Here is a 22,733-nt window from a genome sequence, read left to right as displayed (position 1 = left end):
ACAATAGCGGGCATGACGAATTTCTTCGACCTGAGCAGCACGGCCAAACGTTTCCGTTTCATTGCCGTGCTCGAAGCGTTCACCTGGCTCGGACTACTGGTCGGCATGGCGTTCAAGTACCTGCCGGCCGACGGCAACGAAATCGGCGTGAAGATCTTCGGGCCCATCCACGGTGCGGTGTTCATCGTGTACCTTGCCGTTGCCGTCCTGACGGCGGTGAAGCTGAAGTGGGACATCAAGGCCACGCTGCTGGCGCTGGTCGCGGCATTCCCGCCGTTCGGCACCGTGGTCTTCGAGATCTGGGCCGTGCGTACCGGACGCCTTGCCGAGCTGAGCACCGGCCGACCCGCAGCCGACGCGAAGGTTCTGTCCTGACCGCCCGCCAGTGGATGACAAATCGCGTTAGTGACAAACTGTAGGGCGTGACTCGACCCGGTTCCCGTCCTCCTGTCCGCCCGTCGGCCGCCGTCCCCGCATCCATTGCCGGAGCCGTCGACCTGTCCGTTCTCAAGGACCGTCCGGCACCTGCTCCCGCTGCCGAAGCCAGTGGCGATGCGGGAGGGTTGGCTCCGATCGTCGACGTGACCACGGCCAATTTCGAAGCCGAGGTTCTGCAGCGATCGATGCAGGTACCGGTCATCGTCGACCTGGGATCGGCTCGGTCGCCGCAGTCCCAGGCGTTGACGCGTCAGCTCGGGCAACTTGCCGTCGAGGCCGGCGGCACGTGGGTACATGCTCGCGTCGATGTCGACTCCAATCCGCAGATCGCGCAGGCATTCGGAGTGCAGGCCATTCCTACGGTGGTTGCCGTCGCGGGTGGGCAACCGCTTGCCGATTTCCAGGGCACGCAATTTGACGAGCAGTTGCGTCAGTGGCTGCAGGCCGTCGAGCAGGCAACCGCCGGAAAGCTGTCCGGTCCACCCGGGTCGGCTCCCGCCGCCGAGCCGGAACCCGAGGTCGAGGATCCGCGCATCGTCGCTGCGGAAGAGGCGATCGACGAGGGGGACTTCGACAAGGCAGCGGCGGCGTATCAGGCCATCATCGACGCCGAGCCGAAGAACACCGACGCGGTCGCCGCGTTGCGTCAGGTCAAGTTCCTGGCTCGGGTGCAGAACGTTGCACCCGATGCCGTCGAGGTGGCCGACGCCGATCCCAATAATGTCCAGGCCCGCATCGATGCGGCCGACGCGGAAATGGCCGGGCAGCAGCCGGAACAGGCTTTCGCACGGCTCATCGACGGAATCAAGATCAGTGCAGGGGACGACCGCACGGCCCTGCGTACCCGCCTACTGGAGCTGTTCGAGTTGTTCGACGCCGCCGATCCGCTGGTGGTCTCGGCGCGCCGCAAACTCGCGTCCGCTCTGTACTGAATCCCTCAGTTGTAGCGCGAATCGCATAGGGGCTTGCCGCCGAGAACTCCCGAGCGGAACGCGTCGACTCGGGAGAAGCCGGACGGCAGCGTCGTTCCGTTGACGTCGCTGGCGGCCAATCCGTCGCTCAGTAGACCGGAGACGGCCTCGTCGAGATCGCCGGGGGAGAGCCTGATTTCGAGAGCGGCCTCGTTGGATTCGGCGCTCAACGCTGCGGTGATGACGCCGGACAGGCATGCGGATCGAAGTGCGGTCTGCGGGTCGTCGAGCGTCTGGCCCGCTTCCTTCTGTACTGCGAGGGTGTAGCGAGACGCGAACAGTACGTACGCGCTGTAGTCACCGGATACGTTGAGCGGCAGGATGTCTCCGCGCTGAGGTGTTTCGGGTTGTCCGCGCTGGGCCAGGTCCTCCACATCGACACCGATGGTGTTGCTCGACGGGCAGTACGACACCGGAGAGGTGGCCTCGGCGTCCGTGCACCCGGTGTCCGATCCCGAGTAGTCCACGGTCGGCGGATCGGCGACGGGAAGCGCCGTCTCGAACGATCGCGTGAATGCGCCCAGGGAGTCCTCGGTGACCGGTAGCTCGCCGGAATCATCGGCGCTGTCGAACTTCTGCGGCAACGACGCTCGGCGTGAATCGATTTCGGCCTCGTCGATGCGTGTGCAGGCAGCTGCACCGTCGGTGAACCCGATCTGTACGGCAGTCACTCGCTCGAATGCGGACCCGTGTACCGATTCGGGATCGTTGGGGTCCACGTCGCGCACCGCGACGGTCGCAGCGAGAACCCCGTTGAGCCCATCCGAGGTGTTGATGGTGAAGTGCGGCGAATCGCCCTCTGCGACATGGCGGATGAATGCTCCGGCGAAACAGTCGGCTTGCTGCTCGGCCACGATGGTCGGGGTGTCGTCGCCGACGAGTCCCGACTGATGCTGGATCGCGTGGCCGTATTCGTGCGCGATCACCATGACCACCGACATCGGCCCGAACGCGTCGACCAACGCCGGAAGCAGAATGGTGCGGTCCCACCCGATCGAGTCGTCGCGGGTGCAGTACGCGGCATTGGGGACTCCACCGGTTCTGTCTCCACAGAACCGGATGCCGGATCCCTCGTCCTCCGACGCATCCCACGAGGTCAACGTCGAGACCGGCGTGAACGAGCCCTTGAACAAGGCCGGATACTGCTCGGCCCAGAACTGCTGGATGTCGTCGATCGCGTTGGTAGCCAGGATGTCCGAGTCGGTGCCTTCGGCGTTCTCGACGGCGATGGTCGAATCCGGTACTCCCGGACGCGGTCCGCTCGGTCCGCTGGTGACCGGAAGGCCGGCGACCGTGAACGGATTCTCGTAGATCGACACTGCGTTACCGCCGACGGTGGCGGCGCACGATGTCAACAGTAGTAACCCTGCAGTGGCGGCCGCAGCCAGAAGTCGTGGTCTGCGGCCGCCGGTCATCTACTGCTCCAATTTGATCCAGATCGCCCCGTTGGCGGGAAGTGCAACCTGGCCTGATGCCGGTCGACCGTGCCACGAGTGCGATGTTGCCGTCACTTCACCCAGGTTGCCCATTCCGGAGCCTCCGTACTCCGTTGCATCGGTGTTGAGAATCTCGATCCAACGGCCTGGTTCCGGTAGTCCCACACGATAGCTGCCGTGCTCGGAACCGGAGAAGTTGAAAATACACGCGACGACCGAACCGTCGGAGCCGTACCTCAGAAAGCTGAGCACGTTGTTCTCGGTGTCGTTGGCGTCGATCCACGAGTAGCCACTGGGCGAGGTGTCCAGCGTCCACAGTGCCGGATGCGACCGGTACGTCGAGTTCAGATCTGCGACAAGCGATTTCACACCTCGGTGCAACGGCTCCTCGTCGATCTGGTACCAGTCCAGGCCTCGCTCCTCGGACCATTCGCGAGTCTGACCGAACTCCTGGCCCATGAACAGCAACTGCTTGCCCGGATGTGCCCACATGTAGGCGAGCATTCCGCGCAGACCTGCGGCCTTGGCGTAGTCGTCCCCGGGCATGCGGGTCCACAGCGTGCCCTTGCCGTGCACCACCTCGTCGTGGCTGATGGGCAGCAGGTAGTTCTCGCTCCACGCATAGACGAGCGAGAACGTGATCTCGTGGTGGTGGTAGCTGCGGTGGATGGGATCGCGTCCGACGAAGCCGAGGGTGTCGTGCATCCACCCCATGTTCCACTTCATGTTGAACCCGAGCCCGCCGACGTTCGTCGGGCGAGTGACGCCGGGCCACGCGGTCGACTCCTCGGCAACGGTGACGACTCCGCGGTGCTTCTTGTGCACCGTGGCGTTCATCTCCTGCAGGAAGGACACGGCTTCGAGGTTTTCTCGGCCACCGTAGATGTTGGGCGACCAGCCACCCTCGGGGCGCGAGTAGTCCAGGTACAGCATCGAGGCGACGGCGTCGACGCGCAGTCCGTCGATGTGGAATTCGTCGATCCAGTAGAGCGCGTTCGCGACCAGGAAGTTGCGAACCTCGCGTCGGCCGAAGTCGAAAACCAGTGTGCCCCAGTCGAGTTGCTCGCCTCGCTGCGGGTCTCCGTGCTCGTACAGCGGCCCACCGTCGAACCGGGCGAGGGCCCATTCGTCCTTGGGGAAGTGGGCGGGGACCCAGTCGACGATGACGCCGATGCCGGCGCTGTGCAGGTGATCGACGAAGAACCGGAAGTCGTCCGGACTGCCGAACCTGGACGTCGGTGCGTAGTAGGACGTCACCTGATAGCCCCAGGATCCGCCGAAGGGGTGCTCGGCGACTGGGAGCAACTCCACGTGAGTGAAGCCGGTCTCGATGATGTACTCGGCCAGTTGCTCGGCCAGCTCCCGGTAACTCAGGCCCGGTCGCCACGACGCCAGATGGATCTCGTAGACGCTCATCGGAGCCTGCGTGGGTTCGATGCCGGCTCGGGTGTCGAGCCACTTTTCGTCGTTCCAGGTGTACGTCGACGCGGTCACGACCGACGCGGTGGACGGCGGAACCTCGGTGGCGAAGGCCATCGGGTCGGCCTTGTCCTTCACCGAACCGTCGGAGCCGTGGACGCGGAACTTGTACAGGGCACCGGGTTCGATGTTCGGGACGAACAGCTCCCAGACTCCGGTGGAGCCGAGGACGCGCATCGGCCAACTACGGCCGGTCCACCCGTCGAAGTCGCCCACCAGTGTGACGCCCTGGGCGGCAGGGGCCCACACCGCGAACGAGGTGCCGGTGACGGGACCATCGGGAGTGGCGTACGACTGCTGGTGCGCTCCGAGGATGTCCCACAGACGCTCGTGGCGACCTTCGCCGAACAGGTGCAGGTCGAGTTCACCGAGGGTCGGTAGGAACCGGTACCCGTCGGCGGATTCGGACACGTGCCCACCTGGCCAGGTGACCACGAGCCGGTAATCGATCAGGTCCTCGACCGGCACCAGCGCAGAGAAGAGGCCGTGGGCGACGTGGGTCAACTCGTGGTCGACGCCTCCGACGCGCGCGATCACTTTCTCCGCGTCGGGCTTCAGCGCACGAATCGCTGTTCCGCCCGGCACGGGGTGCGCGCCGAGCACGGAATGCGGGTTGTAGTGCCGACCAGCGGCGAGGAGATCGAGGTCGTTGTCGGACGGGGCTGCGACGGTGTCTTCGGGCGTCGTCGGATTCTTGGTCACGTTGAATCCACTCACTTTCGGTTGCCGCGGTAGGCCAGTTCGATTCGTGCCGGATAGGGAATGTGGGGGAGCGTGAATATGTGCGCCACCGAGGTCCAGGGCTCGAGTCGGACGAAGTTGGTGTGGCCCCAGTCGTAATGGATGCCGCTCACCTCGTCCTTGATCGTCAGGGTGTCCTGCCAGTCGTGACCGAGCGCGGGCATGTCCAGATGGACGGTGCCCTCCTCGGCTCCGAACGGGTTGAGGTTGATGACCACCAACACCGAGTCGCCGGTCTGCGGATCGAACTTGGAGTATCCGATCAGCGCTTCGTTGTCGATCGTGTGGAAATGGATGTTGCGCAGTTGCTGCAGGGCCGGATGCGCACGGCGAATGGAATTGAGGGTGGTGATCCACGGCTCCAGCGATTCGCCGCGGGCGAGCGCACCCTCGAAGTCGCGCGGTCGCAACTGGTACTTCTCGGAGTCCAGATACTCCTCGCTGCCCTCGCGCACGGCCTGATGTTCGTACAGCTCGTATCCGGAGTACACGCCCCACGTCGGAGCCAGGGTGGCGGCCAGAGCTGCTCGCAGAGCGAACATTCCGGGTCCACCGTGTTGCAGGCTCTCGTGCAGGATGTCCGGGGTGTTGACGAACAGATTGGGCCGCGCGTCGTCGGCGCGTCGGGCATGCTCCTCGGCGAACTCGGTCAGTTCCCACTTCGCGGTACGCCACGTGAAGTACGTGTACGACTGCGTGAACCCACGTTTCGCGAGACCGTACATGCGCACCGGCCGGGTGAACGCCTCGGCCAGGAACAGCACGTCCGGATCGGTCTTCTTGACCTCGGCGATGAGCCATTCCCAGAAGTCCGGTGGCTTGGTGTGTGGATTGTCGACTCGGAAGATCTTGACGCCCAACGAGATCCAGTATCGGACCACGCGTAGCACTTCCTCGTAGATGCCACGGCGGTCGTTGTCGAAATTGATCGGGTAGATGTCCTGGTACTTTTTCGGCGGATTCTCGGCGTACGCGATGGTGCCGTCCGGCAACACCGTGAACCACTCGGAATGTGTTGCGGCCCATGGATGATCCGGAGCGGCCTGCAGGGCAAGATCGAGCGCCACTTCGAGGCCGTGCTCTCGCGAGGCGTCGACGAACGCACGGAAGTCGTCCTCGGTTCCCAGCTCGGGATGGATCGCGTCGTGCCCGCCGTCCTTGGATCCGATAGCCCACGGCGAACCGACATCCTCGGGGCCCGGAGTCAACGTGTTGTTCGGGCCCTTGCGGTTGATCGTGCCGATCGGGTGGATCGGTGGCAGGTAGACGATGTCGAAGCCCATGCGCGCTATGCGCGGCAACTGCTCCATGGATGTCGCGAACGTGCCGTGCCGCGGTGATCCGTCCTCGTGCCACCCGCCCGTGGAGCGCGGGAAGAACTCGTACCAGGCACCGTTGAGGGCCAGGTTTCGGTCGACCCACACGTTCACGGCCCGTGATCTGGTCACCAGCTCGCGCAGCGGGTGCTGGAACAGCAGTTCGGTGACCGACGATGCGAACGCCGAGGACACGCGCGCGGGCAGCGGGTGGTCGGTGTCGCGCAGGCCGGCGGCGACGTCGGCGAGCAGCTGCCTGCTCTCCGCAGGAACGCCGGTGGCAGCGCGGAGGAACAGGCGCGCCCCGATCTCGAGGTCGTTGGCGAGTTCGTGGGCGCTCTGGCCCACTCCGAGCTTCGCTTCGACGGCGTGACGCCAGGTGCTGATCGGGTCGCTCCACGCCTCGATACGGCAGATCCAGTAGCCGGGCCGGGATGGGACGAACACCGCGTCGAACGTGTCCGGCTCGTGGCCGGGCGTCATCGGGATGCGTTCGAGCTTGCCTCCCGGTCCACGCACCGACAGCGTCGCGGCCACTGCGTCGTGACCCTCGCGCCAGACGTCGGCGGAAACTGGAAACGTCTCGCCCACCACCGCTTTCGCGGGGTATTTCCCGGTCGTCGTATCTGGAAGGACATTGTCGATACCAAGTCGACCTGTCACTTCACACTCCATTCTTCGTTAGAGGTATGGCTGCGCGGGCGCAACCTCTGATCGAACCGATATTTGGTGTGCTTCTACTCGTCAACCGTAGTGCAGCAGCGCAGATGGCGCGTGCGCCGACGCATACTGACCGCGACGGGCGCACGAGGAAATTTTCGCCGAGCGCCCCATCGACACAGGTATCCGTGGGTAGGGTTCGGCTCTGTGAAAGCCTTGCGTCGATTCACCGTCCGAGCCCACCTTCCCGCCCGTCTGAATGCCCTCGCCGAGCTGTCGACAAACCTCAGGTGGTCGTGGCATTCGGCCACGCAGGATCTTTTCGAGCACATCGATCCGCTGCTGTGGACCGAACTCGAACGCGATCCGGTGGCTGTGCTCGGTGCCGTCGCACCCGGACGGCTCGAAGAACTCGCCGAAGACGCATCGTTCCTGGCCGAACTGGACGCCGCCGAGGCGGATCTACACGACTACCTCGCCCGACCGCTCTGGTACCAGAACGAACTCGCCGAGGGGCGAGCTCTGCCGTCGGGCATCGGTTATTTCTCGATGGAGTTCGGGGTCACCGAGGTACTGCCGAACTACTCGGGTGGGCTCGGCATTCTGGCCGGTGACCACCTCAAGGCGGCGTCGGATCTCGGTCTACCGCTGATCGGCGTCGGACTGCTCTACCGCTCGGGGTACTTCCGGCAATCGCTGACGGCCGACGGCTGGCAGGCCGAGCGTTACCCATCCCTGGACCCGCACGGTCTGCCGCTACGACTGCTCACCGACGACAACGACTCACCGGTGTTGATACACGTGTCGATGCCGGGGTCGCGCGTGCTGCGGGCCCGCGTGTGGATCGCTCAGGTGGGACGCGTTCCGCTGCTGCTGCTCGATTCCGACATCGCCGACAACGATCCCGAGCTCAGAGGAGTCACCGACCGCCTGTACGGCGGCGATCAGGACCACCGCATCAAGCAGGAGATCCTCGCCGGTATCGGCGGAGTACGCGCGATCAGGGCCTACACGCGCGCGCACGGTCTGCCCGATCCCGAGGTGTTCCACATGAACGAGGGCCACGCCGGCTTCCTCGGGGTCGAACGCATCCGTGAACTCGTCACCGGTAGCGGGTTGGACTTCGATTCGGCGTTGGCCGCCGTCCGGGCGGGCACGGTGTTCACCACCCACACTCCGGTGCCTGCCGGCATCGACAGGTTCCCCGCCGATCTGGTGCGGCACTACTTCGGCGGTAGCGACGGTGCACCGGACTCGGCCCTGTTGCCGGGATTGCCGATGAGCCGAATTCTGGCGCTGGGCGGCGAGAGTGATCCGTCGGTGTTCAACATGGCGCACATGGGTCTTCGCTTGGGTCAGCGCGCCAACGGAGTGTCGAAGCTGCACGGGATCGTCAGCCGCGAGATGTTCAACGGCCTGTGGCAAGGATTCGACGCGTCGGAGGTGCCGATCGGATCGGTGACCAACGGTGTCCATGCGCCGACGTGGGCGGCACGGGAATGGGCCGAGGGGGAGACCGACGGGCCGTTGTCCTCGGAACAGGTGTGGTCCACTCGAAACGCGTTGCGCGCGCAGTTGGTTGACGAGGTGCGCCGAAGGGTGCGCCGTTCGGCTCTCGAGCGGGGGTCGACCGAGGCCGAGATAAGCTGGACTGCAAATGTTTTCGACCCCGACGTGTTGACCGTCGGCTTTGCTCGACGCGTACCGACGTACAAGCGTCTGACGCTCATGCTGCGCGAACCCGAGCGACTGCGGGCGATGTTGCTCGATCCCGTCCGCCCGGTTCAGCTGGTGGTAGCCGGAAAATCGCACCCGGCCGACGACGGTGGAAAGGCGCTCATACAGCAGATCGTCAAGTTCGCCGACGAGGCCGATGTGCGACACCGCATCGTGTTCCTACCCGACTACGACATGTCCATGGCTCGCTTTTTGTACTGGGGATGCGATGTGTGGCTGAACAATCCGCTGCGGCCCCTCGAGGCCTGCGGTACGTCCGGAATGAAGTCGGCGCTCAACGGCGGCCTCAACCTGTCGATTCGCGACGGATGGTGGGACGAGATGTACGACGGCGAAAACGGGTGGGCAATCCCGACGGCCGACGGCATCACCGACGACAATCGTCGCGACGATCTGGAAGCCGCTGCCCTCTACGAGTTGCTCGAGCAGGCGGTGCTGCCGAAATTCTACGATCGCGGGGAGGACCGTGTGCCGGCTCGCTGGATCGAGATGGTCCGACACACACTGGAACAGCTGGGACCGAAAGTGTTGGCATCGCGAATGGTGCAGGACTACACGCTCGGCTACTACGCGCCCGCTGCGCACTCCGCCCGGGCGGTGTCGGCCGACGGCTACCACGGCGCCAAGGATGTCGCGTCGTATCGCGGCCGCGTCGAGCAGGCGTGGCGCAACGTGAAGGTCACCCGAGTCGACAGCGAGGGGTTGCCGGACACCCCCGTCATCGGTGCCGAACTGTCGCTGCGCGCCATCGTCGACCTCGGCGGTATGGAACCGGGTGCCGTCGTGGTGCAGGCCGTGGTGGGACGCGTCGACGAGGGCGAGGACCTCAGTGACATTCGCACCACCGAGATGTCGCACGTGGGCAGTGAGGGCGGCGAGCACGTGTACGCGGGCGAGACGCGGCTACCGCACAGTGGAGCGGTGGGCTACACGGTGCGGGTATTGCCGCGGCACCACGGGCTTGCCTCCGATGCCGAGCTCGGTCTGGTGTCGACGCCGTAGGGAGCAGCTACTTTCCGGCCAGGCGGGTGAGGGCCTTGCGGACCACCTCCGGGTCGGAGGTCTCCCAGAACGGCGGTAAGGACGCGCGCAGATAACCGCCGTACCGGGCGGTCGCCAGGCGCGAATCCAGCACGGCGACAACACCTTTGTCGTCGACGCTACGGAGCAGTCGACCGACGCCCTGCGCCAGCAGCAGGGCCGCGTGGTTGGCGGCGACGGCGAGAAAGCCGTTGCCGCCACGTGATTCGACGGCCTGCTGCCGAGCCACCAGTAGTGGATCGTCGGGCCGGGGGAACGGAATTCGATCCAGGATCACCAGGCTCAGCGACGGACCGGGCACGTCGACGCCCTGCCACAGCGACAGCGTCCCGAACAGTGAGGTGGCCTCGTCGTCGGCGAACTTCTGCACCAGTGCGCCGGTGGAATCGTCACCCTGACAGAGGATGGGGGTGTCGAGTCGCTCGCGCATCTCCTCTGCCGCGGCCTTGGCGGCGCGCATCGACGAGAACAGTCCGAGCGTCCGACCACCGGCTGCCTCGACGAGCGATTCGATCTCGTCGAGCGAGGACTTGGACAGGCCGTCGCGTCCGGGCGGAGACAGATGTTTGGCGATGTACATGATGCCGGCGCGAGCGTGATCGAACGGCGAGCCCACGTCCAACGAATTCCAGCGAATGGATCCGTTGTCCGAGGGTGGTTCCACTCCCGACGCCATGGCTGTGTCACTGCGGGAGGGTTTCTCTGCGGGCAGGCCCCAGTTGACGGCCAGGCCGTCGAAGGATCCGCCGACGGTGAGCGTCGCCGAGGTCAGCACCACGGTGGATTCGGCGAACAACCGTGCGCGCAGCAGCCCGCCCACCGAGAGCGGAGCAATGCGAACGGTGCGTTTGACGTTTCCTCGGAAATCGTCGACGGCGTGCCAGACGACGTCCTTACGCTTGGCCGGGTCGGGCTCGTCGAAGGCAGTGAGCACTCGCACGGCGCTGTCGTGCACCTCGTCGACTGCTACGAGTGCTGCGCTGCGGGCCGCGGCGGCCTCGGGATCGCTACTCGCCATGCCCTGTTTGTTCGGGCCGATCGCGGTGCGCACGGCCCAGGCGGCGTCGCGGACGGACGCCAGGGCCGGTCCGACGCCGTCGGGAAGGGACTGCCATCGACCGGGCGGTAGTTCGTCCAGAATCGCGGCCCAGTTCTCGGCAGCTCCTTCGAGCTGATCGACGGTCTCTTCCTCGATGAGCTTGGCGCTACGGCGTGCGGCCGCGGTGACGGTGGCGGCCGAAAGCTCCTCTGTGGCAACGCCGGTCACTCGGTCGACCAATTCGTGGGCCTCGTCGACGACCACGACGTCGTGCTCGGGCAGGATCTGAATTCCGGTGATCGCGTCGATGGCGAGCAGCGCGTGGTTGGTCACGACCACGTCGACCTGTGCGGCCTCGGTGCGGGCGCGCTCGGCGAAGCAGTCCTCGCCGACGGGGCACCGCGATTTCCCGAGGCACTCGCGAGCGGTGACGCTGACCTGACGCCACGCCTGGTCGCTCACGCCGGGCAGCACGTCGTCGCGATCGCCCGTTTCGGTCTCCGAGGACCACTTGGTCAGCCGGACCACTTCGCGGCCCATCCGCGAGACGGCGAACGGGTCGAACAACTCCGCGTCCGGTGTTTCCTGTGCGGCACCGGTGTGAATCTTGTTCATGCACAGATAATTGTTGCGGCCCTTGAGGATCGCGAACTTCGGACGCCGACCCACAGCTTCGGTCAGTGCGTCGGACAGACGTGGAAGGTCGCGGTCGACCAACTGTCGCTGCAGCGCGATCGTGGCCGTCGAGACGATGACGGTCTTCCCCGATTCGACCGCATGCCTGATGCTGGGCACGAGATACGCGAGGGACTTGCCGGTGCCCGTGCCCGCCTGCACCGCGAGATGTTCACCGGTGTCGATCGAATGCGCCACGGCAGAGGCCATCGTCAGCTGATTGCTGCGTTCCTTGCCACCGAGCGAGTGCACCGCAACCTGCAGGAGAGCGGGAACGGTGGGCAACTCGGTCTTCGACGGCACCGAAGCAGACTACTGCCGATCGCCCACCGGGTTCGGCACCGACACCGCCCTAGCCCAGGGCGAACCGGGTCGGTATCGCCGGTTCGCCCTGGGACAGGGCGAGCCCCTCCCACGGCAGGCTGACCAGGCGTCGCGCGAGGAGGTCCCGGGCTTCGGCGAGAGTCGGTAGATCGGCGACGCGCCGGCCGCCACGCATCAGCGGCGTGGTCAACGTCTCCACCGTCAGACCGTCTTCGACCGTCGGGGCGGCGTCGAACGGGTGCACTATTTCCTCGACAGCCGTACCGGTCCCACGCGCGGTCCGCAGCGCTGCCTTGGTACCCCCGCGCGATTCCTTGTGACTGCTGCGCTTGGCGACGGGTATGCCGTCCACGGTGACCAGCTTGTAGACCATTCCTGCCGTCGGCGCGCCCGAACCGGTGACCAGCGACGTGCCGACGCCGTACGAATCGACGGGTTCGGCGCGCAGCGCGGCGATCGCGTACTCGTCGAGGTCTCCGGAGACGACGATCCGCGTGTTCGGCGCACCGAGGGCGTTCAATTGGGCGCGGACCTGACGGGCGAGGACACCGAGGTCGCCGGAGTCGATGCGGACACCACCGAGCTCCGGACCGGCCACCTCGATCGCGTTGGCCACGCCCTGCTTGATGTCGTAGGTATCGACCAGCAGTGTCGTTCCCACCCCGAGCGCTCGGACCTGAGCGGCAAAAGCGGCCTTCTCGTCGGGGCCGTCGGCGGTGGTGTGCAGCAGCGTGAACGAGTGGGCCGACGTGCCTGCTCCGGGGACGCCGTGGCGTCGGACTGCTTCGAGGTTGGAGGTCGCGGTGAAGCCGGCCAAGTAGGCCGCGCGCGATGCCGCGACCGCCGCCTCCTCGTGGGTGCGCCGCGATCCCATTTCGATGATCGGCCTGGCCTCGGCGGAGGCGACCATGCGCGCTGCCGCAGAGGCGATTGCGCTGTCGTGATTGAGAATCGACAGCACCACGGTTTCCAGGACCACGCACTCGGCGAACGTGCCGCGGACCGTCAGGACGGGGGAGCCGGGAAAGTACAGCTCGCCCTCGCGGTAACCGTCGATGTCGCCGGTGAAGCGGTAGTTGCGCAGCCACTCGACGGTGTCGGCGTCGAGAAACTTCGACACGACACGCAGCTCGTCCGGGCCGAATCGGAAGCGATCGACGGCGTCGAGAATGCGCTCGGTGCCGGCCACGACGCCGTATCGGCGGCCGCCGGGTAGCCTGCGGGCGAAGACCTCGAAACTGCACGGTCTGTCTGCATAGCCGCTGGCCAGGGCCGCGGACAGCATCGTGTACTCGTACTGGTCGGTCAGCAGTGCAGTGCTGGCTCCGTCGCTGGAAAGCGTGTGATCGGTGGTCGCGTCATTGCTCACCTCGATCACACTACGAGCGCAGGGGCGAACGTGTGGGGTCGGCCCGACACGCCGTACCCTGTTGCCATGCCTTGGTTGACGGTGGATGGATCGCTTCTGCCCGTGGACGGCTTCTCGGCACTCGAAGTCGCGGCGGCGTCGCCGCAGGCGGTGCCGGCCGAAACCGAGGCCGTTGCTGCCGACGAAGCGCACGACACTCCGTGGGTCACCATCGTGTGGGACGACCCGGTCAACTTGATGCACTACGTCACCTACGTGTTCCAGAAGCTCTTCGGCTACAGCAAGGCCAAGGCCACCGAGTTGATGATGCAGGTGCACTCCGAGGGCAAGGCGGTCGTGTCGAGCGGCGAGCGCGATGCGATGGAGAACGACGTCAAAAGGCTGCACGCGGCGGGCCTGTGGGCCACCATGCAGCAGGACAAGTAGTCAGCAGTCAGTTCGCCACCTCTACGTCAGAGAAGGACATCACCGACAGTGCGCACGTGGACGAGACGGAATTCGTTGTCCGGGGTCAAGATCAAGTCCGAGATCGACGCTCGTGAGGCGGCGGTGCTCAAGTCCCTGGTCGCATCCGTTCTCGGCCTGCTACGCGATCGTTCCGCCGCGGCACCCACCGACGAGCTCGCCGCGCTGACCGGGCTGCGTACCGGCCACAACAGCCCGCCGGACGATGCAGCGCTGGCCCGGTTGCTGCCGGACTTCCACCGCGCCGATCCCGAACACGACGATCAGGATCCGGCCGATCTGAACGGTGCCCTCCGCGGGTTGCACGAGCCCGAGATCATCGACGAGAAGTTGGCTGCCGGGGCAGTGATCCTCGCGACCCTGCCCGATTCCGGCGGAAAGATCGTGCTCACCCAGGAACAGGCCGACGCGTGGTTGACGGGTCTCAACGACGTGAGGCTGGCGCTCGGGACCACACTGGGCATCAGTGCGGACACTCCTGACGTACTCGACGAGGGCGATCCTCGTGCTCCCCATCTGGACGTGTACCACTGGTTGACCTGGATGCAGGATTCCCTCGTCCAGGTCCTCGTTCCCTAGGGTGCCGACGTGACCGCAGCCTTCTCGAAACCCGGCCCCCGGGACTGCTTGACCGATGTGGCAGGTCTGTTGGTCGGCCATCATCACGAACTCGACGACGACGCCGCGATGGGGTCCGGTTCGGCCACCGGCTGCACTGTGGTGCGCGTTCTCGGTGGGGCGACGGCGGCCGTCGACGTGCGAGGCGGCGGACCGGGAACACGCGAGACCGATCTGCTCGATCCGAGCCATTCCGTTCAGCAGGTCGACGCCATCCTGTTGACCGCGGGCAGTGCGTACGGGCTCGCGGCCGCCGACGGCGTCATGCGGTGGCTCGAAGAGCACGAACAAGGGATCCCGATGGGCAGTCCGGCTCACGTCGTGCCGATCGTGCCGGCTGCGGTGATCTTCGACCTTCCGGTCGGCGACTGGGCCGCGCGCCCCACCGCGGAGTTCGGCTACCGTGCTGCGGCCACGGCGGCGACCGAGTTCGCGACGGGATCGGTCGGGGCGGGAGTCGGTGCTCGCGCCGGCGTGCTCAAAGGTGGGGTGGGCACCGCGAGCACGGTGATCGAGGGCGGTCCGGCCGACGGAGTGACGGTCGCAGCTCTGATGGTCGTCAACCCTGTGGGCGCGGTGTTCGATCCGCGCACCGGGTTGTTGTGGGGCACCGGCACATTGGGGCCCGCGGACTTCGGCATGCGCAATCCCGACGTCGACGAGGTGCGGACCGCGGCGGCGCTCGAACCCAAGGCCACTGCTCTGAACACCACGATCGGCGTGGTTGCGACGGATGCGCCGCTGTCGTCGGCGTCGTGCAAGCGAATAGCCGTCGCGGGTCACGACGGACTCGCGCGGGCCATCCGGCCTGCGCACTCGCCACTCGACGGCGACACCGTCTTCGCCGTGTCCACGGGTACCAGGGCCGTCACCGCCGAGTCCTCAGTGCCCGCAGCATTCTCCCCGGAACTACCGGTACTGGCCGCGGTCACCGAAGCCGCGGCGATCGTCGTCGAGCGAGCCATCGTCCGGGCCCTGCTCGACGCCACGTCGGTGGCCGGCATCCCCACCTATCGCCAGATCTTCCCCTCCGCATTCACGGCGTCGCGTCTCTGACCGGCAGGTAGCCGCTACCGGTACCGTGGAGAGACCGAGGTTGGAGGCGATCATGAGTGAGACCGGCAAGCTTCCCGGTGAGCGAGTGCGGCCCGCGTGGATGCAGGCAGCCGTCTTCGTCGGAGGATTCGTGGCGCTGTTGTGGATCATCGAGATCATCGATGTGGCCAGCGGATCACGGCTCGAGCAGAACGGTATCGAGCCTCGTTCCGCCGACGGGTTGTGGGGCATCCTGTTCGCGCCCGTGCTGCACGACGACTGGCAGCACCTGATAGCCAACACGGTTCCCCTGATAGTGCTCGGATTCCTGGTGTTGCTCTCGGGCATCGCGCGTGGTCTGGCTGCCACCGGCATCGTCTGGGTGATCGGTGGCGTCGGTACCTGGCTCACGGCCGGCACCTACAGCAACACCATCGGCGCGTCGATTCTGATCTTCGGCTTCATCACGTATCTGCTCGTTCGTGGATTCTTCACCCGCCACCTCGGCCAGCTCGCGATCGGGGTCGTGGTGTTCGTGCTGTACGGCAGCGCGCTGTGGGGCGTGCTGCCGAGCGATCCGAACATCTCCTGGCAGGGCCATCTGTTCGGCGCAGTGGGTGGGGTCGTCGCAGCTCGGCTGCTGTCCGCCGACGCCCGGGCCGACAGAGCGCGGGCCAGAGCACTCGATCGTCCCACTCCGTAGGCGGTAGGTAACCGCGAGCACAGCTGTGTTCGAGCGTGAAATTCGCCGACTCGCGCGGTCAATACTGCCCGAACGTTTCGAGTGACGCGCTCGGCGTGGCAGCATGGCTTACATGCGAATTACCGTCCTGGGATGTTCGGGCAGTGTGTCCGGACCCGATTCACCCGCGTCGGGTTACCTCCTGGAAGAAGAGGAGACCGCGCCGGTCGTTCTCGATTTCGGGCCCGGCGTCCTCGGGGCGTTGCAGCGTTATGTCGATCCGGGTGACGTGAGCGTTCTGCTTTCGCATCTGCACGCCGATCACTGCCTCGACGTTCCCGGTCTGCTCGTGTGGCGTCGCTACCATCCGAACCCGCCGGAAGGGCGCGCGATCGTCTACGGACCGAAGGACACTGCGTTTCGGCTCGGAGTGGCGTCGGCCGAGTGCGGCGGTCAGATCGACGACATGTCCGACACCATCGACCTACGCCGCTGGGTGGACGGTCGGACCATCGAATTCGGACAGCTGTCGATTCTGACCCGGCAGGTGTTCCATCCGCCGGAGTCGTACGGCATGCGGGTCACCACCGGCGGCGGAAAGACATTCGCGTACAGCGGCGACACCGGTATGTGCCAGGCGGTGCAGGATCTGGCTCAGGGTGCCGATGTCTTTCTCTGCGAGGCGTCGTGGACCGACAGCCCGGATCGGCCCGAGGGCGTCCACCTGTCCGGTATCGAGGCCGGTCGCATCGCTCGGGAAGCCGGAGTGGGGGAGCTGCTGCTCACCCACATTCCGCCCTGGACGTCTCGCGAGGATGTCATAGCCGAGGCCAAGGCAGAGTTCAGCGGACCGGTGCATGCCGTCGAGCCAGGGGACGCCTTCACCGTATGACGACGCGCTAGGCTTCGAGTCGTGTCCAGACGAGAAGACGGCAGAGCGGACGACGAGCTCCGCACCATCAAGATCACCCGCGGATTCACCACTCACCCGGCAGGGTCGGTGCTGGTCGAATTCGGCAACACCAGGGTGATGTGCACGGCCAGCGTCGAGGAGGGCGTACCGCGCTGGCGGAAGGGATCCGGTCTCGGCTGGCTCACCGCCGAGTACGCAATGCTTCCCGCAGCCACCCACACGCGTAACGGACGCGAGTCCGTCAAGGGCAAGGTCGGCGGCCGCACTCAGGAGATCTCCCGACTGGTCGGACGCTCACTGCGCGCGTGCATCGATCTGGCAGCGATCGGCGAGAACACGATCGCCCTCGACTGCGACGTGTTGCAGGCCGACGGCGGCACCCGTACTGCTGCCGTGACCGGAGCGTTCGTGGCTCTCAGTGACGCCGTCACCTACCTACGAGCAGCCGGACGCCTGGCCGACCCGCAGCCGATCTCGTGCATGATCGCCGCGGTCAGTGTCGGCGTCGTCGACGGCCGGGTGCGTCTCGACCTTCCGTACGAAGAGGATTCGCGAGCCGAGGTCGACATGAACGTCGTCGCGACCGATACCGGCACTCTGGTCGAGATTCAGGGAACCGGCGAGGGCGCGACCTTCCCGCGCACCACCCTCGACAAGCTCCTCGACTCGGCGTTCGTCGGCATCGACAAGCTGTTCGAGGTGCAGAGGGAGGCGCTGGCGTTGCCGTACCCGGGGGATCTGCCCGAGCCTGCCACCGCAGAAACGAAGAAGAAGTTCGGTGCCTGACACCAAGCTACTGGTAGCCAGTCGTAACGCCAAGAAGCTGCGAGAACTGCGACGGGTACTCGACGCCGCCGGCCTCGTGGGTATCGAGTTGGTCGGTCTCGACGAGGTGCCGCCGTTTCCCGAGGCACCCGAAACCGGAGCGACGTTCGAGGACAACGCGGCGGCCAAAGCGCGCGACGGTGCGGCGGCAACCGGATTGCCCTGCGTCGCCGATGATTCCGGGATCGAAATCGACGCATTGAACGGAATGCCCGGGGTGCTCTCCGCGCGCTGGTCCGGAACTCACGGGCAGGACGAGGCCAACACGGCGCTCGTGCTGGCGCAGTTGAGCGATACCCCCGACGAACGGCGCGGGGCGGCTTTCGTGTCGGCGTGTGCGTTGGTGGTCCCGGGCGGAGCCGAGACCGTCGTTCGCGGCGAGTGGCGCGGCGTTGTAGCGCGAGAGCCGTTGGGGGAGAACGGATTCGGGTACGATCCGATCTTCGTACCGGAGGGGGACGGCCGCAGTGCCGCGCAGTTGGCTCCGGACGAGAAGGACGCGGCCTCTCATCGTGGCCGCGCGCTGCGCAAGCTGGTTCCTGCTCTCGAAGCGTTGACGGGGCGATAGTCGTGGCGGCGCGGGCAGTGCTGACGAGAACCACGGCCGTATTCGCGGCCGCTGCCCTGTGCCTGCTCGGCACCCCTGCTTCGGCAGCGCCGGTTGCGGGATCGTTCGCCGAGGCGTTGGTCTACTCGGTGGCTCATCCAGGTGCGACGCCGGCGGGCGCGAACGATTATTCGTGCGTTCCCAGCGCTCGGCATCCCGAACCGGTGATCTTGGTGCACGGTTTTTTGGAGAACTCTTACGCGAACTGGTCGTCGCTGTCACCGGCCCTGGTCGACGCCGGATACTGCGTGTTCGCACTCGACTACGGCAACACCGGGCCGGTGCCCGCGTTGGGAGCGCTGGGAACGATTCCCGAGAGTGCCGCGGAATTGTCCACGTTCGTCGATTTCGTGCTCGCGGCGACGGGTGCGCAGAAGGTGTCGATCGTGGGCCACTCGAAGGGCGGCACGGTGCCGCGCTACTACGCCCGCTTCCTCGGCGGTGATCACACCGTCTCGCGCATAGTGGCGCTCTCTCCGCCGAACTATCCGACCGCCGGTCTGCCGGTGCAGGACGACGTGCTCAAGCGGTTGAACGAGGGCAGTGACACAGTCGCGGGAATCGATTACACGACGATCGTGACCCGATACGACCAGGTTGTCGTTCCGTACACGGCGTCGCTCCTCACCGGAGCGGGAAATACGAACGTGGTGCTGCAGGACGTGTGCCCCGGCAATGTCGTCGAGCACACAGGAATCTCGTACGATCCGCTGGCGCAGCGGCTGGTGGAAAACGCGCTGGATCCGGAGAACGCACAGCCGATCACCTGCTGACGTCAGACGCCGAAGTCGGCCTTGACCTGCTTGGTGCGCTTGTGTTCGACGTAGAACGACAGGAACGGAACAGTTCCGGCGAGCAGGGTGCCGATGGTCCGACCGGCCGGCCACCGCACCTTGATAGCAAGGTCGATCGTCAGGATCAGGTATACGAGGTAGACCCAACCGTGCACTACCGCAATCCAGTTGGGCACATTCTCGACCTTGAAAATGTACTTCGCGACCATTTCGGTCACGAGGACGAGCAACCAGATACCGGTGACGTAGGCGAGCACGCGATAGCGCAGCAGCGCCGACGCGATCTTCCGAGTCTTGTTGGTGGACGCCTTGGTCTTGTCCGGTGCCGAACTCACGTGGTGCTCCTGTCGGTCCCGCGGGATTCGTTCAGCTCCGCGAGGTAGCTGTTGTACTCGAGAAGTTGCCTGGCCTCGGGGTCGTCCAGATCGCCGACGTCGGGGTCTGCCGCGCGGCGCTGGGGGAGCAGGTCGAGAGGGACCTCGGTCGGTCCGTCGGGCTGCCCGGAGTCGGGCTCGTCCTGGTCCTCGTCTTCGAGGCGGACGAACTTGCGGTAGGCGTAGACGACGAACGCCGCGAACAAGGGCCACTGGAACGCGTATCCGAGGTTCTGCCCGTTACCGCCGACCGCCTCGAAGCGTTCCCACTGCCACCAGCCGAGACCGAGACACACCGCCGCGGACACGATCACCAGCGCAATGAGCGCGGGTCGACGCTTCGGGCGGGATGAGGTCACCACTCGACGGTACCGGAGCGACTACTACCGAAGGTAGTCACATCGGGTGGTCGGCCGGTGATTCTCACCATGGACGAGCCGGGTGCGACTCACGACCGACGACGGTTCGCCCGTGCTTCGGCAAGTTGCTCGGCACCCGGGCCGGTGATGTCGGCGAGAGCGCTGCTGCGCCCCGTCAGCACCAACGCCAGGGTGCCCGCCGATCCTTCGACGACGGGGCCCTCGCCCCGACTCCAGTCCAGATCGGTTGCGCGCCACTGCAGTCGAAGATCCGGTCCTTTGAACGGTGCCGCACCGCTTTCCGGCACCAGGAAGTCGAGAATCGTAACCATGCGGTGCTCGGGAACGTGGTGCTCGATTCCCAGCGGCCTGCACACATCGAGCCCGTGCACGATGACGTCGGACAACGGGGCCAGCGGACCCGTGGCCCGGCGGGGTGAACTTCTTGTCTGCGTGAGCTGTCAGGAGCGCGGGTAATTCGTCGCCGTGCTTGCGCTTGATTCGCTGGGTCATCATCTGATTGGCCCGGTCGAAGTTCCCTCGAGTGCGCACCATGGCGAGTCCGAACTGCCAGAGCGGGACGATCAGGGGCACCACGAGATGGGCGGCGACGTCGCGGACCGTCCAGGCGTCGCACAGCGATGGGGTGTCCCACTGTTCGGGTGTCAGGGTGTCGAAAGTGCTTGCGAGAGAGCGTCGTTCGTCGGAAGTTGCGGCGAAGATCGCGTCGTCGTCGGGATCGCTGGACATACGAGCCACCTTCACACGTTGAAACCGGTAGACCTGGGAGTCTCGAGAAAAGCCGGGTCGAACGACCGTTGTGCGCGAGGGGGGACTTGAACCCCCACGTCCTGAGACACTGGAACCTAAATCCAGCGCGTCTGCCAATTCCGCCACTCGCGCGTGCCGGTGAAGTCTACAACCGATGCTGCTGTGCGTGCGACGCGGTTCTTCGAGCCACGTCGACGTCCGATTAGGCTCGCCGGGTGGTGAAGAAGGAGAACTCGTTCGATCCGGCGCGCATCCTCGAACTGCTGTGGCGGGTCGACGCGAAACCGAGCCGAACCGGCCTGAGCGTCGACGCGATCGTCGACGCGGCCATCGAGATGGCCGATACGAACGGGTTGGAGTCGGTGTCGATGCGCAATGTGGCCGAGCATCTGGGGGTCGGTGCGATGTCGCTGTACACCCACGTGCCGGGGCGTCAAGAGCTGACGGACCTGATGATCGATCGGTCCCTGGCAGATCTGTATGCACACGTCGACGAGCCGGCATCGGTTCCCGGAGGGTGGCGGCCCGCGTTGCGATTCGTTGCCGAGCGCAATTGGGAGCTCTATCAACGACATTCGTGGCTGCTCGACGCCGTCGGTGCGCGTCCGGTGCTCGGTCCGCACACCAACGACAAGTACGAGGCAGAGCTGCGCACCCTCGTCGGTACCGGGCTCGGTGACGTCGAGATCGATTCGGTGTTGACACTGGTTCTCACTCACGTCTCGGGGACCGCGAGAGCCTCGGCCGCGGTCGATCGGGTGAAGAAGCAGTCGGGGATGTCCGACGCTCAGTGGTGGGCGGCTACCGCACCCGTCATCGAGCGGGTGATGACGCGCGAGCGTTTTCCGGTGTCGTCCCGCATCGGGACGGCCGCGGCGACGTCGTACGACGCCGCCAGCGACCCCGTGCATGCCTATCGTTTCGGTGTGGAGTGCATCCTCGATGGCGTCGAGGTGATGATCTCGCAGAGGTGATGATTTCGCAGAGGTGATGATCTCGCAGAGTCAGCTCGCCGATCGGAGCGCAGCCTCGGAGTGACGCTGCGGCGGCCTGCGCAGCTTGTGCTGGTAACGCCAGAGCGCGTGCTCGAGCGAGGCGAGATCGACGTGGAGTGCGTCCGCTACGGCGTCGAGAATCACGGGGGAGCGCTCCTCGGCGATGTCGGCGGCCAGGTCTCGATGGAGTGGTTCGAGAGCGTCGGCAACGAACGCGGTCAGATGTGCGGTCGCCTTGTCGGTGCGTACGCCCAGATGCATGAGCATGCACTCCCAGGTGGTCTCGCCGAGGCCAGGGATCGCGCGGAACGCATCGAAATGTTCCTTCGTGTGCTGCTCGAAATCGGTCGAACGGCTCAACCCCACCGAGATCAACGTCTGTGCCGCCACGGCTGCTGCCGCCGCCTTGGTTCGGCTGTTTCCTGGAACGAGCTGACGGTTGCACAGGATCTGCACGAGCTGATCCGGATCCGAAGTCAGTTCTGCAAGGGTTGTCAAGTCGTCGAGTCGGTTATCGCCTCGGTGTGACCGCCACCGTCCGATGACCGCTCGCACCCCACTGGTCGGTCCTCCATAAGGAGCGCGCGCGGAGAAGATCGCGTCGAGTAGCGCCGCCTCGGATTCGCCGCACCACCCCGGTGTCCAGTGCGGTGAATTCGATTGCGAGGCAAACGATTCGATGTGCAATAGCATTGCTTCGAGCTCGCCCGTCGTGCAAGTGTCCGTAACCGATGAATACATGAATTCCCCCCGGAGTTCGTCGACCGACCTATCGGATGCGGTTCGTAGGAGAAAGCTAGACGACCCCACCGACAGGTCACCGGACGCTCGTGGAGTGCTCGAGATCACATCACAAAAAGATAACGAAAAATGCGAGGGTTCCCTCATGTTTCGCCGTCGCCGCCGAGTCTCCCGCCAGGGTCGATGCGGGTTACTCGCGAGTTGGGTAAACAAAAAGTAAAGGCGCTTGCGCAGACGTACTCGCTGGTAGCACTCGGACGTCCGAGCAAACCTGAGGATTTCCTCATGATTTTGTGTCAACCTGGAGCAGCGCGAAGGAGACCTGTCG

General features: G+C 65.6%; 21 protein-coding genes, 1 tRNA gene and 1 pseudogene. 12 read left to right on the top strand and 11 right to left on the bottom strand.

Annotated features, from left to right (window positions below; translation table 11 throughout):
- Window positions 1-3 precede the first annotated feature (3 nt).
- Window positions 4-375 (top strand): DUF3817 domain-containing protein, encoded by a 372-nt coding sequence (locus JLZ96_RS19375; protein WP_196249283.1) that lies wholly within the window; start codon window positions 4-6, stop codon window positions 373-375.
- Window positions 376-422: 47 nt separating this feature from the next.
- Window positions 423-1,370, top strand: coding sequence for a tetratricopeptide repeat protein (locus JLZ96_RS19370; protein WP_236254161.1), 948 nt, complete (start codon window positions 423-425; stop codon window positions 1,368-1,370).
- A gap of 5 nt (window positions 1,371-1,375) precedes the next feature.
- On the opposite strand, the gene JLZ96_RS19365 is transcribed toward JLZ96_RS19370, so the two are convergent.
- Genes JLZ96_RS19365 through JLZ96_RS19355 form a run of 3 tightly spaced genes read right to left on the bottom strand, consistent with a single transcriptional unit; the run spans window position 1,376 to window position 7,044 of the window.
- On the bottom strand, window positions 1,376-2,824 hold the full coding sequence (locus tag JLZ96_RS19365) for a metallopeptidase (RefSeq protein WP_032390890.1): 1,449 nt from the start codon (window positions 2,822-2,824) through the stop codon (window positions 1,376-1,378).
- On the bottom strand, window positions 2,825-5,026 hold the full coding sequence (gene glgB, locus JLZ96_RS19360; RefSeq protein WP_201011013.1) for a 1,4-alpha-glucan branching protein GlgB: 2,202 nt from the start codon (window positions 5,024-5,026) through the stop codon (window positions 2,825-2,827). It abuts the gene before it with no gap.
- An 11-nt stretch (window positions 5,027-5,037) separates the two neighbouring features.
- Window positions 5,038-7,044, bottom strand: coding sequence for a maltotransferase domain-containing protein (locus JLZ96_RS19355; protein WP_201011012.1), 2,007 nt, complete (start codon window positions 7,042-7,044; stop codon window positions 5,038-5,040).
- Window positions 7,045-7,248: 204 nt separating this feature from the next.
- Here JLZ96_RS19355 and glgP point away from each other — a divergent pair, with 204 nt between their 5' ends.
- Window positions 7,249-9,780 (top strand): alpha-glucan family phosphorylase, encoded by a 2,532-nt coding sequence (gene glgP / locus JLZ96_RS19350; RefSeq protein ID WP_201011011.1) that lies wholly within the window; start codon window positions 7,249-7,251, stop codon window positions 9,778-9,780.
- A gap of 7 nt (window positions 9,781-9,787) precedes the next feature.
- On the opposite strand, the gene JLZ96_RS19345 is transcribed toward glgP, so the two are convergent.
- Window positions 9,788-11,836: an ATP-dependent DNA helicase gene (locus JLZ96_RS19345; RefSeq protein ID WP_201011010.1), complete on the bottom strand. Its 2,049-nt coding sequence runs from the start codon at window positions 11,834-11,836 to the stop codon at window positions 9,788-9,790.
- Window positions 11,837-11,885: 49 nt separating this feature from the next.
- Window positions 11,886-13,142 carry a nicotinate phosphoribosyltransferase gene (locus JLZ96_RS19340; protein WP_230074693.1) on the bottom strand — a complete coding sequence of 419 codons (1,257 nt, stop codon included), beginning with the start codon at window positions 13,140-13,142 and terminating at the stop codon, window positions 11,886-11,888.
- A gap of 150 nt (window positions 13,143-13,292) precedes the next feature.
- Between JLZ96_RS19340 and clpS the strand changes: the two genes are divergently transcribed.
- The 8 genes from clpS (at window position 13,293) to JLZ96_RS19300 (ending at window position 19,144) form a co-directional block, all read left to right on the top strand.
- Entirely contained in the window at window positions 13,293-13,652 is a 360-nt protein-coding gene (gene clpS, locus JLZ96_RS19335) for an ATP-dependent Clp protease adapter ClpS (RefSeq protein ID WP_228139244.1), read from the top strand.
- A 48-nt stretch (window positions 13,653-13,700) separates the two neighbouring features.
- On the top strand, window positions 13,701-14,270 hold the full coding sequence (locus JLZ96_RS19330) for a DUF2017 domain-containing protein (RefSeq protein WP_027497669.1): 570 nt from the start codon (window positions 13,701-13,703) through the stop codon (window positions 14,268-14,270).
- A 9-nt stretch (window positions 14,271-14,279) separates the two neighbouring features.
- Entirely contained in the window at window positions 14,280-15,365 is a 1,086-nt protein-coding gene (locus JLZ96_RS19325; RefSeq protein WP_032399489.1) for a P1 family peptidase, read from the top strand.
- Window positions 15,366-15,465: 100 nt separating this feature from the next.
- A complete protein-coding gene (locus JLZ96_RS19320; protein ID WP_371128990.1) occupies window positions 15,466-16,047 on the top strand; it encodes a rhomboid family intramembrane serine protease in 582 nt (193 codons plus the stop codon).
- Window positions 16,048-16,159: 112 nt separating this feature from the next.
- On the top strand, window positions 16,160-16,918 hold the full coding sequence (locus tag JLZ96_RS19315) for a cyclic nucleotide-degrading phosphodiesterase (RefSeq protein ID WP_027497666.1): 759 nt from the start codon (window positions 16,160-16,162) through the stop codon (window positions 16,916-16,918).
- 21 nt (window positions 16,919-16,939) lie between these two features.
- Window positions 16,940-17,725 (top strand): ribonuclease PH, encoded by a 786-nt coding sequence (gene rph / locus JLZ96_RS19310; RefSeq protein WP_027497665.1) that lies wholly within the window; start codon window positions 16,940-16,942, stop codon window positions 17,723-17,725.
- On the top strand, window positions 17,718-18,332 hold the full coding sequence (gene rdgB, locus JLZ96_RS19305) for an RdgB/HAM1 family non-canonical purine NTP pyrophosphatase (protein ID WP_032370160.1): 615 nt from the start codon (window positions 17,718-17,720) through the stop codon (window positions 18,330-18,332). The genes rph and rdgB overlap by 8 nt, the downstream gene beginning before the upstream one ends.
- A 2-nt stretch (window positions 18,333-18,334) precedes the next feature.
- A complete protein-coding gene (locus JLZ96_RS19300; RefSeq protein WP_201011009.1) occupies window positions 18,335-19,144 on the top strand; it encodes a triacylglycerol lipase in 810 nt (269 codons plus the stop codon).
- A 2-nt stretch (window positions 19,145-19,146) separates the two neighbouring features.
- On the opposite strand, the gene JLZ96_RS19295 is transcribed toward JLZ96_RS19300, so the two are convergent.
- From JLZ96_RS19295 to JLZ96_RS19280, 5 genes and pseudogenes are all read right to left on the bottom strand, one after another.
- A complete protein-coding gene (locus JLZ96_RS19295) occupies window positions 19,147-19,500 on the bottom strand; it encodes a DUF3817 domain-containing protein (protein ID WP_027497662.1) in 354 nt (117 codons plus the stop codon).
- Window positions 19,497-19,898, bottom strand: a complete 402-nt coding sequence (locus tag JLZ96_RS19290; RefSeq protein WP_048318727.1) for a glucitol operon activator — start codon at window positions 19,896-19,898, stop codon at window positions 19,497-19,499. Before JLZ96_RS19290 ends, JLZ96_RS19295 begins: the two co-directional genes overlap by 4 nt.
- Before the next feature lie 89 nt (window positions 19,899-19,987).
- Window positions 19,988-20,305: a hypothetical protein gene (locus JLZ96_RS25040; RefSeq protein ID WP_236254171.1), complete on the bottom strand. Its 318-nt coding sequence runs from the start codon at window positions 20,303-20,305 to the stop codon at window positions 19,988-19,990.
- Between the two features lie 238 nt (window positions 20,306-20,543).
- Window positions 20,544-20,648 (bottom strand): annotated as a pseudogene (locus tag JLZ96_RS25035) (maleylpyruvate isomerase family mycothiol-dependent enzyme); the annotation flags it as partial.
- Window positions 20,649-20,719: 71 nt separating this feature from the next.
- Window positions 20,720-20,801: transfer RNA gene (locus JLZ96_RS19280), tRNA-Leu, on the bottom strand.
- 83 nt (window positions 20,802-20,884) lie between these two features.
- On the opposite strand from JLZ96_RS19280, the gene JLZ96_RS19275 reads away from it, so the two are divergent.
- Window positions 20,885-21,643 (top strand): TetR/AcrR family transcriptional regulator, encoded by a 759-nt coding sequence (locus JLZ96_RS19275; protein WP_032374509.1) that lies wholly within the window; start codon window positions 20,885-20,887, stop codon window positions 21,641-21,643.
- A gap of 30 nt (window positions 21,644-21,673) precedes the next feature.
- On the opposite strand, the gene JLZ96_RS19270 is transcribed toward JLZ96_RS19275, so the two are convergent.
- Window positions 21,674-22,162, bottom strand: a complete 489-nt coding sequence (locus JLZ96_RS19270) for a hypothetical protein (RefSeq protein ID WP_143544786.1) — start codon at window positions 22,160-22,162, stop codon at window positions 21,674-21,676.
- Window positions 22,163-22,733 lie beyond the last annotated feature (571 nt).

It is taken from the genome of Rhodococcus sp. NKCM2511, assembly GCF_014905595.1.
Lineage (GTDB): Bacteria > Actinomycetota > Actinomycetes > Mycobacteriales > Mycobacteriaceae > Rhodococcoides > Rhodococcoides fascians.
This window is presented reverse-complemented; position numbering and strand designations above follow the sequence as displayed.

Excerpts from the sequence above, each read along its gene's own strand:
- JLZ96_RS19320 (WP_371128990.1), top strand. The coding sequence starts at position 15,466 with ATGCAGGCAGCCGTCTTCGTCGGAGGATTCGTGGCGCTGTTGTGGATC.
- JLZ96_RS19315 (WP_027497666.1), top strand. The coding sequence starts at position 16,160 with ATGCGAATTACCGTCCTGGGATGTTCGGGCAGTGTGTCCGGACCCGAT.
- JLZ96_RS19365 (WP_032390890.1), bottom strand. The coding sequence starts at position 2,824 with ATGACCGGCGGCCGCAGACCACGACTTCTGGCTGCGGCCGCCACTGCA.
- clpS (WP_228139244.1), top strand. The coding sequence starts at position 13,293 with ATGCCTTGGTTGACGGTGGATGGATCGCTTCTGCCCGTGGACGGCTTC.
- JLZ96_RS19340 (WP_230074693.1), bottom strand. The coding sequence starts at position 13,142 with ATGCTGTCCGCGGCCCTGGCCAGCGGCTATGCAGACAGACCGTGCAGT.